We start from the raw sequence: 11736 nt of genomic DNA, 5'->3' as shown, positions 1-11736 counted from the left end.
GGGGCCGCGGCCGCGGCGCCGCCGCCAGGCTCGCCCAGGGCGATCACGGCGCCGATGGGCACGGTGTCGCCCTCGGCCACCTTCACCTCGGTGATGACGCCGTCGAAGGGCGAGGGGATCGCCACGACGGCCTTGTCCGTCTCCATCTCCAGCAGGGTCTGGTCGGCCTCGACCTTGTCCCCCGCCTTGACGTTGACGGAGATGACCGTTCCCTCGGTCACGCCGTCCGACACTTCGGGCACGCGGATTTCCGTCGCCATGTTCGTCCTTCCGATCCGGCCCGCCGGTGCGGCGCGCCGGGCATGAACGTCGCGCTAGTCGACGTGCGGGTTCAGCTTGCCGGGGTCGATCCCCAGGTCCTTGATGGCCTGCGCCACGAGCTTGGCCGGCACCTTGCCGTCGGCGGCCAGGCGGTGCAGGGCGGCGACGGCGATGTAGCGGGCGTCGACCTCGAAGAAGTCGCGCAGCTGGTCGCGGCCGTCGCTGCGGCCGAAGCCGTCGGTGCCGAGGCAGTGCAGCGGGTGCGGGAACCACTGGGCCACGGTGGCCGGCAGGATCTTCATGTAGTCCGAGGCCGCCACGAAGACGCCCTCCTCCTTGGCCAGCAGGCTCTGCACGTAGGGCACGCGGGGTTTCGCGGCCGGGTTCAGCAGGTTGTGGCGCTCGCACTCGACGGCGTCCATGTAGAGCTCCTTGTAGCTCGTGACGCTCCACACGTCGGCGGCCACGCCGTAGTCCTTCTCGAGGATGGCCTGGGCCTTGATGGCCTCGTTGAGGATGGCGCCCGAACCAAGGAGGTGGGCCTTCGGCTTGCCCTTGGCCTTGGCGCCCTTCGTCTCGGACGCCCGGAACCTGTACATCCCCTTGAGGATGCCTTCCTTCACGCCGGCCCGCTTGGGCATCGCCGGCATGAGGTAGGTCTCGTTCATCACCGTCAGGTAGTAGATCCAGCTCTCGCCGTGGCAGTACATGCGGTTGATGCCGTCGTGCACGATCACGGCCAGCTCGTAGGCGAAGGCCGGGTCGTAGGCCTTGACCTTGGTCGGCGTCATGGCCAGCACGTGGCTGTGGCCGTCCTGGTGCTGCAGGCCCTCGCCCGCCAGGGTGGTGCGGCCGGCGGTGGCGCCGATCAGGAAGCCGCGGGCCTGGCTGTCGCAGGCCTGCCAGATCAGGTCGCCCACCCGCTGGAAGCCGAACATCGAGTAGAAGGTGTAGAAGGGGATCGTGTTGACCCCGTTGTTGGCGTAGGCGGTGCCGGCGGCGATGAAGCTCGCCATGGAACCGGCCTCGCTCAGACCCTCCTCCAGGATCGCGCCCTGCTTGGTCTCGTTGTAGAAGAGCAGGCTGCCCTTGTCGACCGGGTCGTAGAGCTGGCCGGCGTGGCTGTAGATGCCGGCCTGCCGGAAGAGCGACTCCATGCCGAAGGTGCGGGCCTCGTCGGGCACGATGGGCACGATGAGCTTGCCGATCTCCTCGTCACGCAGGAGCTTCGCGAGCAGATGCACGTACGCCATGGTCGTGGCCAGCTCGCGGTCGCCCGAGCCCTCGTAGTACTCGCGCACCAGTTCCTCGGTGTGGCAGGCCATGGGCCGGCTCTTGTCCACCCGCACCGGCAGGTGGCCGCCGAGGGCCTCGCGGCGCTGGCGCAGGTGCTTCAGCTCGGGCGCGTCGGCGTCGGGCTTGTAGAAGGGCGCGTCGCCGATGTCGTCGTCGCTGATGGGGATGTTGAAGCGCGTGCGGAATTCCTTGAGCTCGTCCTCGTTCAGCTTCTTCTGGCTGTGGGTGATGTTCTTGCCCTCGCCGGCCTCGCCCAGCCCGTAGCCCTTGATGGTCTGGGCCAGGATGACCGTGGGCGAGCCCTTGTGCTCGAAGGCCGCCTTGTAGGCCGCGTGCACCTTGAGCGGGTCGTGGCCCCCGCGCCGCAGCTTGCGGATCTGCTCGTCGCTGTAGTGCTCGACCAGCTCGAGCAGTTCGGGGTACTTGCCGAAGAAGTGCTCGCGGATGTAGGCCCCGCTGCTGACGGTGTAGCGCTGCATCTCGCCGTCGAGGATCTCCTCCATGCGCTGCAGCAGCTTGCCGCTGGTGTCCTTCTCGAGCAGGACGTCCCAGTCGCTGCCCCAGATCACCTTGATCACGTTCCAGCCGGCGCCGCGGAAGGCCGCCTCCAGTTCCTGCATGATCTTGCCGTTGCCGCGCACCGGCCCGTCGAGCCGCTGCAGGTTGCAGTTCACCACGAAGATGAGGTTGTCGAGCTGCTCGCGGCTGGCCAGGGTGATGGCGCCGAGGCTCTCCGGCTCGTCCATCTCGCCGTCGCCGAGCATGGCCCATACCTTGCGGCCGCTGGCGCCCCGCAGGCCGCGGTCGACCAGATAGTGGTTGAAGCGGGCCTGGTAGATGGCCGTCAGGGCGGTCAGGCCCATGCTGACGGTGGGGAACTCCCAGAAGTCCGGCATCAGGAAGGGGTGCGGGTAGCTGCTCAGGCCCCCCTTGGGGTCGAGCTCGCGGCGGAAGCGGGTCAGGTCGTCCTCGGTGAGCCGGCCCTCGAGGAAGGCGCGGGCGTACAGGCCCGGCGAGGCGTGCCCCTGGAAGTAGACCTGGTCGCCCAGCCAGTCGTCGGTGCGGCCGCGCCAGAAGTGGTTGAAGCCCACCTCCCACAGGGTCGCGGCGCTGGCGTAGGTCGAGATGTGGCCCCCGATGCCCGGCAGGTGCTTGTTGGCGCGCACGACCATGGCCATGGCGTTCCACCGGACCAGCGACTTGATGCGACGCTCGAGCTCGCGGTTGCCGGGGAAGACCGGCTCCTGGTCGCGCGGGATCGTGTTGATGTACGGCGTGTTGGCCGTGAAGGGGATGCTGACGCCCTGCTCCTGGGCCCGCGTCTGCAGCAGCCGCAGGATCTGGCGCACCCGGTCCGGGCCCTGCTCGCGCAGGACGTAATCCAGGGATTCGCGCCATTCGGAGTTCTCGATCTCGTGGAGCGCGTCGAGCTCGCGGGGGTCCTTGATCGCCATGAATTCGGGGCTCCCATCAAAGGTTTCGATTTCGGGGATTCGCGCTCACAAAGAACAAGAAAACCCGACTTTTGACCAGAGTTTTTTGTCTCCGGAAGTTGTCAGCGAGGCTCCATTCGGGGTAGAATCAGGACCGGACACATCAACTATCAGGACCGCCCGGGGGCGTGGTCCACGCGCGTTGAGGATTCGAGGGAGGTCCGTATGCGCTGCCGTGTCGTCCCGATCCTGGCTGTCGGCCTGCTTCTGCTCCTGCTGCCCGCCTGTGGCGGCGACGACCAGCCCGCCCGACCCCAGCCGCAACCCGACCCGCTCGAACCGGTGACCGTCAGCGGCCGCGTGACCGGTCCCCGCGATCCGGCCGGCCTCGAACTGCTCGGTGCCTTCGGCAGCGCCACCGTGGCGGCCGACGGCGGCTACACCCTGGACATCCTCGCCGGCGGCGAACACTTCGCCGTGGTCGCCGACGCCCAGGACCGCGCCGTGTATTTCGGCTCGGTCTCGCCCGGCGCCCCCGACATCGACGCGACCTCGACCGCCCGGGTGATCCTCTTCTTCGCCGCCGGCGCCCCGTGGCTCGGGGACGCGGTGCGCACCGCCGTCTTCGACGATCCGGAGTTCGTGGCCGCCACCGACACCCTCGCCGCGGTCATCGCGGCCGCCTATACGGCCGGCGCCGCCGATCTCGAGGAGATCGCGCCCGAACTGGGCGCCGCCCTCGCCTCGCTGGCGCTCTTCGCCGCACCGGCGGGCAAGACCCTCGTCGATCCGCCGGGCGGCGTCTCGGGCATCGACCTGGACACGACCGTTCCCCACGAATTGACGCTCCGCAACAACTACCGGCGCCGCGCCCTCGCCTGGGTCGACCTGGTCGAGGCCGTCGACGCGGACGGCAACCCGGTCACCTTCGGCGAGCAGGTGGTCGAGCAGGACATCTCGCCCACGACGGCCTACTCGTCGGTGGTCGGCACCCTCGTCGACGCCATCCACGGCCGCTACGTCTGGGCGCCGGTGGCGGGGGCGCCGGTGGCGGTGCCCCTGCGTCCGGACGAGGCGCAGCAGACGACCTACATGGTGACGGTGCTGGGCCTGGGCGGCTCGTGGGGCGACTACGCGAATCTCACCCCGGCGCGGCAGGACCGCTTCACGGCCATCGCCATCAAGACGGTCTTCCTCGACTTCGTGACGCCGATCGTCGTCAACCTGGCCATCCCCATGCGCGCCGACGGCATCGACGCCTTTCTGGAGGAATTCGGCGCCAGCGGCGCCATCGGCGACCTGATCGGCGTGCTCAGCCAGACCGTGCCCTCCATCGCCGAGAAGTGCCTGGCCGGCGACCTGCACGGGGCGGTCGACGACGCCATCAACGCCATCTTCACCTCGGGGACGGCCACCCAGATCGCCTTCGACAACTGGCACGCGGCGATCCTCGAGCACTGGGACCTCGCCACGGCCTCGGAATTCCAGACCGCGACGCGCGCCTTCAGCAGCGCCATGACCATCGTAAACGCCATCGGCACGTCGTTCGATTCCTACCGGCAGGTGCGGGACATCGCCGCCTCCCACGTGGCCGACGAGTGGAACGTGACCGTGGTCGGCGACCACGTCACCCTCACTCCGGAGCGCCTGACGCTGCAGCCCGGCGAACACGGCCCCCTGACCGCGGTGGTGCGCGACGCCGCCGGCCGGGCCTTCGAGTACCACTGGGCCTGCACCGCCGGCGAGATGGACGACGGGATCCATCAGGGCGACGTGTTCACCGGTTCGGTGGCCACGGTGGAGTTCCACGCACCGGCCGAGAACGGCTCCGCCGTGGTCTTCGTCGACGTGTACGAGATCCAGGGTTCCGACCGGGTCTGGGTCGGCAACACCGCGGCCGAGGTGACGGTCCGGCGGGCTCGCACGTACATCGACCCCCGGCGCGCGTCGCTGCGACCGGGCGACAGCCGGACCTTCACCCTGCGCACCGAAGCCGGCTTCGACACCTCCGAGCCCTTCCTCTACCGGTGGAGCTGCAGCGAGCTCCACGGCCGCCTCGACAGCTCGGGGAACATCGGCTCCTACGACCACGTCTCGTACAGGGCGACCGGCGAGGGCGTCGACGACCTCTTCTGCGAGGTCTACGTCAACGTCAACGGACGGCTCGAGCAGGTGGGTCTGGCCGAGGCCGAGATCCGCGTCGAGCAGGAGCCGTCGCTCATCTTCGGGCGCTACCGGACCCAGGACTGGGACACCGAGGGCGGCGGCTACGGCGTCTACGCCGATGTCGTCTGGGACGCCGTGCCGGACGCCGTCCGCTACGTGATGACCGGCTACGGCGGCAACGACCCGGACTACTACCACGAGGGGCCCATCGTGCGGACGGTGTTCGCGGACAACATCCAGCACGACCACCTGGCGGACATGCCCGCCGGCGAGGTGTGGCTCTCCCTGTCCGGAGCCTGGGGCGGCGGCGACGGGCGGGCCGGCGCCATCGCCTGGATGGAGAGCCGGTTCGGGACGGGCTGGACCTGGGAGGTCGAGGTGATCCGGCAGTAGGGTTCCGGGCGACCGGGCGGCGGGGAAACGAAGACGCCGGGCCCGCATGCGGACCCGGCGCCGGAAAGCGTCAGCTTCGGTGGCGTTGGGTTCCCCCGCTCGGTCAGAGGCTGGGGAGCCCCGATGCAGCCACACGCTGGAGAGGCCCCGTCAACGCAGGGACACCACCTCCGCTGAGCCGTATCTATCACTACCCACTGGATCACCTCCTTACCGGGCGTGTCATCCGCGGCGAGACCCACCTCGCCCACCCCCGTGGGCCGCCCAGGCCGCTTGGGTGTGTCGCGCATTCCGGAGGTCCGGAGGGCCGCAGCCCGCGCGATCGGGACCCCTAAAGCCTAGCACAGACCGGGCGGCCCGCAACAGTTGATTTGCCGCCGGGTCGCGGTCTGCTAGGCTGGCGCCTTCCCCAACCGAGGAGACCATCGTGATCCGCACCGCCCTGCTCCTGCTCGCCCTGGCCGCCGCCGTGCCCGCCGGGGCGGACGAATCGGCCCGCGATCTCGTCGTCGGCCGGGAATTCACCCTCGACTCGGCCGTGTACGGCGGGCCGCGCCGGATCTGCGTGCGGCTGCCCCTCGGCTACGACGAGGACGACCGGACCTTTCCCGTGCTGTACGTGGTCGACGGCGGTTTCGCCCAGGACTTCCCGCCGCTGGCGGGCATGGCCTCCCTGGCCGGCCTGACGGGCCAGTTCCGGCGCTTCATCCTGGTGGGTGTGCAGACCGACAACCGCTACCACGAACTGACGGTGCGCTCGACGGTGAAGGAGGATCTCGAGTTGAATCCCGCCTGCGGCGGCGCGGCCGACTTCCGCCGCTTCCTGCGGGACGAGGTGATTCCCTGGACCCGGGAGCGCTTCCGCACCAGCGGCGAATCCGGTCTCATCGGCGAGAGTCTCGCGGGCCTGTTCATCGTCGAGACCTTCCTGCGCGAGCCCGACCTCTGCACCCACTACCTGGCGGTCAGCCCGTCCCTGTGGTGGCGCGACATGGCCCTCAGCCGGGAGGCGTCCGGACTGCTGCAGGCGCCCGGCTTCCCGGCCGACCGCAGCCTGTACATGACCCTCGCCAGCGAGGGCGGCACCATGAAGGAGGGCGTCGAGCGGGTGGTCGCCGCCCTCGAGGCGCACGCGCCGGCGGGCCTGCGCCGGTGGTACGACCCCATGCCCGACGAGGACCACCACACCATCTACAACCCGGCCGCGCTGCGGGCCCTGCGCTGGGTTTTCGCCCCGCCGACCGACGCCGACCACTGAGCGGCTCGGCTTGCCGCCGTCGCGCCCGGTCGGCTATACTGCCCGGGCGGGCCGGGGAATGTCCCGCGGTCCCGGACGAGGGGGAAGATGATGCGGATCCATCGCCTCGCCGCGCTCGCCGCGGCCGTCCTCACACTGCTCGCCGCGGCCCCGGCCGGGGCCACCGGCGCCATCGGCACCAGCTGCGACGGCACCACCGTCACCATCGGCCTGGAGATCTTCAACGACTACGACGATCCGGCCTGGGTCGGCCGGCCCCTGTACGTGCGGATGAGCGAGGTGGGCACCTGCGCCGACCCGGTGCTGCTCACGGACGCCGGGCTGGTGATGCCCGCCCAGCTGATGCTCGCGACGCCGACCTTCCAGATCTCCGCGCCCCGTGCCGACACCTACTACACCTACACCCTGCTGCTCGAACTGCCCGACGGCACGCTGCAGCCGCTGCTGCCCGGGTGGCACGCCTCCGGCTGCGGGGAGGCGGTCGCGGCGCGGGGCTTCCTGTCCGGCGGCAGCCCCTTCCTGACCTTCCTGGCCTGCGGCTCCGCCTGCTGGGACGGCGTTCTGGGCATCATCGGCCAGGTGGACCCGGGTTCGCTCTCGGCGGCGGAACTGGCGCCCTACGTGGGCACCGGGATCCCGGTGGAACTGCACGGCACCGTGCCCGGCCCCTTCCCCATGCCGCCGTCGCCCGACCTGACCCTGACCGGCATCGCCGCCATCCCGGGCGGCGACTGCGACGCCGTCGACGTAGAGGGATCGAGCTGGGGCGGACTGAAGGCGCGCTACCGGTAGGCCGGGCCGCCGCGGGACATGCATCAGCGCCCCGTCCAACCGGACGGGGCGCTGTCGTTCGCGGCACGGTGAGGTCGGGCCTAGACCTCGACCACCGAGTTGTCCTCGTGACCGAGTCCGGCGGGACGGTAGGCGTCGGCTTCCCAGTCGTTCTCCCAGACGCGGCCGTTGATCAGGTAGCGGAACTCGTAGCTGTTCTCGGCGGGCAGGTCCAGGGTGACCTTCCACTCGCCCGACTTGAGGCGCTCCATGGGGGTCGCCTTCTCGTCCCAGTCGTTGAAGTCGCCGACCAGGAACACGGCGGCGCCCGCCGGGGCGGCCTCGGCCGGGAGGCGGAACGTGACCTTGGTCTCGGGACGGCTCTTCAGGGGGCGTTTCTGCAGACTCATCGACTCATCTCCCTCATACGCCGACGGCGCGGTTCGTTTGCGATTGCCGACAATGTATATGGTCGGATCCGGATCGCCAGATCTTGACGCAAAACTCACGCGGACCCGGCGGAACCCCGCCCCCGGGGCCGGTGTTTGCCGGCCATGGCGCCACGGGGGCGCCGGATCGGGGGACCCGCCATGACCCGTCGACCGCGCAACGACCCGCCCGGCAGCGGCCCCCGGCCGCCCCGCCGAAGCCGCCTCCTCAGGCGACGCAACGTATTTGTTTTCATTGGACTTGTGATCGTCGTGCCCGCCCTCGGCCAGCTGGCCGACCGCCTGGCCTGGGACCCGGGTCTGCTCACCCTGGGCGACCGCCTCGGTGCGGCCGCGGCCCCGGACCGGCCGGGCGAACTGGCCCTGTGCGTGGACGGGCCCCAGTTCATGGCTGCCCTGAGCCGCGACCTGGCCGGGGCCCGCCGCGAGGTCGTGGTGCAGACCCTGGCCTTCGAGGCCGATCCGGCCGGCCTGGCCCTGGCCCGGGCCCTGCTGGACAGCCCCGCCCCGCGCCGGCGCCTGCTCATCGACGACTACTCGCGGCACGTGCAGAGCGACAAGGTGGTCGGGGCGCCGAACCGCCTGCTCGACGCGGCGCTGGCCCGCGAGGCCGAGCAGACCCGTGCCCTGATCACCCAGCTCCGGGCCCATGGGGTCGAGGTGAAGTACGGCCGGCCGCTGACTTCGCCGGCCGACCTGCTCCGCCCCCGCGACCACAAGAAGCTCGCCATCGTCGACGGCCGCGTCGCGTATCTCGGCGGCATCAACTTCAGCGCCCACAACTTCCTCTGGCACGACCTGATGCTGCGGGTGGCGCACCCGGAAGCCGCCCGCTTCCTCGCCGCCGACTTCGAGCGCAGCTGGGCGGGCCGCAGCGTCCCCGTGCAGGGCCGCTTCCCCGGGCTGGATCTGGTGTGCGCCGCGGGCGGGGGCGACGAGGCGGTCGCCGCCACCATCGGCGCGGAGATCGACCGCGCCGCCCGCCGCATCGTGCTCGAGTGCCCCTACGTGACCGAACCCTACCTGACCCGCCTGGCCGCCGCCCGCGCCCGGGGCGTGCAGGTGACGATCCTCACCTCCGAGCGGTCGAACCGCCTGGGCATGAAGCAGGGGATCATGGACGCCTGCCGCCGCAATGGCATCGACCTGCGCCTGCTGCCCGGGCCCATGACCCACGTCAAGGCGCTGCTCGTGGACGACGCCACCCTGGTCGTGGGCTCGGCCAACTTCGACTTCCTCAGCGCCCGGCTGCAGCCCGAACTGGTGGCCGTGGTCCAGGACCGCGACCTGGTGGGCGACTTCCGCGAACGGGTGCTCGGGCCCGATCTGGCCCGCTCGCGCCCCTGGCGGCCCGACGAGACGAGCCCCGTGGCCACCGCCCTCGGCGCCGGCCTGATCAATCTGGCCCGGGACGTTACCGGCGCGCTGACCGGCGCCGCGCGCTGACCGGCCCCCCGCCGCGACGCGGCGGCGGCAGAATGACGACGGGCGGCCCGATCGGGCCGCCCGTTTCGTCGCCACCGGACCGTCGCCGGTCGCTCAACTGCCGTCGGTGATCCGCTCCCGGGCCCGCCGCGCGCCCCCGAAGGGCAGCCGCACGAGACGGCCCAGCCCCCGTCCCACGAAGGCGAAGGCGTCCTCGGAGAGGGCGGCGAGGGTGGGCAGCAGCACCGAGGTCAGGAAGGTGCTCACCACCAGGCCGCCCATGATCACCAGGGCCATGGAGTAGTAGTAGACGCCGCCGAGGGACGGCTTCTGCACCGCGATGGGCACCAGGCCGATGAGGGTCGTGACGGCCGTCATCAGGATCGGGCGCAGCCGCTCGCGGCCCCCGCGCAGCAGCGCCTCGGTGCGGTCCATGCCCTGCCGGCGGTACTGGTTGGTGTGCTCGAGCATGACGATGCCGTTGTTCACGACGATGCCGATCAGCAGCAACAGCCCGATGGCGGCCGGCTGATCGAAGTCGGTGCCCGTGATGTAGAGGGTCCAGAAGGCGCCCGCCAGGGCGAAGGGCAGGGCCACCATCAGGGCCACCGCCTGCCGCACGGACTCGAAGAGACCGGCCATGACCGCGAAGATGAGCATCAGGGCCAGGAGCAGGTTGGTCAGGAACTCGCGCGACTGCTCCTCGCGGCGGTTCTGCCATTCGCCGAAGGTCCAGGAATAGCCGTAGGGGAATTCCATGGCGTTCATCGCCTGGGCCACGGCCGGCATGTAGTCCTCGGACTTGCCCTCGGTGTAGCGGGCCGAGACCCAGACGCTGGTCAGCCGGTTGTCGCGCTGGATCTGCTCGCGCCCCGCCTTCTCGGTGAGCGTCGCCACCGACGCCAGGGGCACCTTCTCGCCCGAGCCCGCGTGCAGCGACAGGTTCTCCAGCTGGCTGACCGACTCGGTCTGCCGCTCGTCGAGGGTCAGGCGCATCTCGCGCTCGCCCTCGTCGGTGCGGAATCGCTGCAGGCGCTGGCCGCGGAAGGTCAGGCCGACCACCTGCGCCACCTGGTTCGGCGAGACCTGGTAGCGGGAGACGAGCTCGCGGTCGGGCTCGATGTGCAGTTCGGTCTGGGCCTCGTTGTGGCGCGCCTCCACGTCGAGCAGGCCGGGCACGCCCTGCAGGCGCTCGATGGCCTCCTCGCTCAGGCCCATGAGCACCTCGGTGTCGTCGCCCACGATCTGGAAGGCGACGCGGTTGCCGCCCCGGTGGCGCCGCCAGCCCTCGCCGGCGTCCTGCACGCTCAGGCGCACGCCGGCGACCTCGGGCAGCAGGGGCCGCAGCCGTCGCCGGATCTCGGCCATGGTCTCCTCGTTGGCGTTGCCCGGTTCGGGATAGATGCGCGTCAGGGCGAAGCGGTCGTTCCAGAAGCTGTAGACGGAATGGGCCATCAGCTCCTCGCGATGGGGCTCGAGCGCCTGCTCGACGCGCGTGACCAGCTCCTCGCGGGCCTCGAGGGTGACCTTGTCGCGGATGTCGTAGCGCACCTGGACGAACATCTCGGCATCGGACGTGTCGAAATTCATGTCGACGCGCTGGAAGGGGTAGACGACCGACGCGACCACGGCCAGCCCGATGGCCACGCCCGCCCAGCGGTGGCGCAGGTTCCAGGCCAGCAGACGCTGGTAGCGCTCCTCCATGCCCAGCATGAGGCGCCCCTTGGGCCGCGGTTCGCTGCGGATGTACCACGAGGTGGCCAGGGGAATCAGGGTCTGGCTGATGAACAGCGAGGCCAGGAGCGTCAGGCAGACCGTGATGCCGAGCTCCTTCAGGTAGATGTTCATCTCGCTGGGCTCGTTGAAGATCAGCGGCAGGAAGACGATGACCGACGTCAGCGTGGCCGCCACCACGGCGGTGGTGACCTCGCGGGCGCCGCGACGGGCGGCGGTCTTGCGGTCGGCCCCCATCTCCCGGTGCCGGAAGATGTTCTCCATGACCACGACCGCGTTGTCGACGAGCATGCCGATGCCCACGATGAGCCCGAGCAGCGTGAGCGTGTTGAGCGACCGCCCCTGGGCCCAGACGATGCCGCAGGTGACGATGAGCGAGAACGGGATGCACATGACGGCGACCAGCGTGGTGGCGACGCGGCGCAGGAAGACGAAGAGCACGGTGGCGGCCAGGACGGCGCCGAAGATGCCGGTGAAGGTGAGGTCCTTGAGGGTCTTGCGGATCTCGCGGCCCTGGCTGAACCAGATCAGGAAGTTCACGCCCTCGAGT

Annotated in this window: 8 protein-coding genes; 4 read left to right on the top strand and 4 right to left on the bottom strand. The window is 70.4% G+C overall.

Annotated elements, in window-relative coordinates:
- Both KDM41_14760 and aceE read right to left on the bottom strand, forming a co-directional pair.
- On the bottom strand, positions 1-260 hold a 260-nt coding region (locus KDM41_14760), incomplete at its 3' end, for a PASTA domain-containing protein (protein MCB1184688.1).
- Between the two features lie 54 nt (positions 261-314).
- A complete protein-coding gene (gene aceE / locus KDM41_14755) occupies positions 315-3011 on the bottom strand; it encodes a pyruvate dehydrogenase (acetyl-transferring), homodimeric type (protein MCB1184687.1) in 2697 nt (898 codons plus the stop codon).
- Positions 3012-3215: 204 nt separating this feature from the next.
- Here aceE and KDM41_14750 point away from each other — a divergent pair, with 204 nt between their 5' ends.
- From KDM41_14750 to KDM41_14740, 3 genes are all read left to right on the top strand, one after another.
- A complete protein-coding gene (locus KDM41_14750; protein ID MCB1184686.1) occupies positions 3216-5549 on the top strand; it encodes a hypothetical protein in 2334 nt (777 codons plus the stop codon).
- 427 nt (positions 5550-5976) lie between these two features.
- The gene (locus KDM41_14745) at positions 5977-6807 is read left to right on the top strand and encodes an alpha/beta hydrolase (GenBank protein ID MCB1184685.1); all 831 of its coding nucleotides are present in this window, start codon (positions 5977-5979) and stop codon (positions 6805-6807) included.
- A gap of 87 nt (positions 6808-6894) precedes the next feature.
- Positions 6895-7599, top strand: coding sequence for a hypothetical protein (locus KDM41_14740; GenBank protein MCB1184684.1), 705 nt, complete (start codon positions 6895-6897; stop codon positions 7597-7599).
- An 80-nt stretch (positions 7600-7679) separates the two neighbouring features.
- On the opposite strand, the gene KDM41_14735 is transcribed toward KDM41_14740, so the two are convergent.
- The gene (locus KDM41_14735) at positions 7680-7988 is read right to left on the bottom strand and encodes an isoamylase early set domain-containing protein (protein ID MCB1184683.1); all 309 of its coding nucleotides are present in this window, start codon (positions 7986-7988) and stop codon (positions 7680-7682) included.
- A gap of 291 nt (positions 7989-8279) precedes the next feature.
- Between KDM41_14735 and KDM41_14730 the strand changes: the two genes are divergently transcribed.
- Positions 8280-9473 (top strand): phosphatidylserine/phosphatidylglycerophosphate/cardiolipin synthase family protein, encoded by a 1194-nt coding sequence (locus tag KDM41_14730; protein MCB1184682.1) that lies wholly within the window; start codon positions 8280-8282, stop codon positions 9471-9473.
- 93 nt (positions 9474-9566) lie between these two features.
- On the opposite strand, the gene KDM41_14725 is transcribed toward KDM41_14730, so the two are convergent.
- A partial coding sequence (locus KDM41_14725; GenBank protein MCB1184681.1) for an efflux RND transporter permease subunit occupies positions 9567-11736 on the bottom strand: 2170 nt, incomplete at its 5' end.

The organism is bacterium (assembly GCA_020440705.1).
In the GTDB taxonomy this organism is placed as follows: Bacteria; Krumholzibacteriota; Krumholzibacteriia; order LZORAL124-64-63; family LZORAL124-64-63; genus JAGRNP01.
This window is presented reverse-complemented; position numbering and strand designations above follow the sequence as displayed.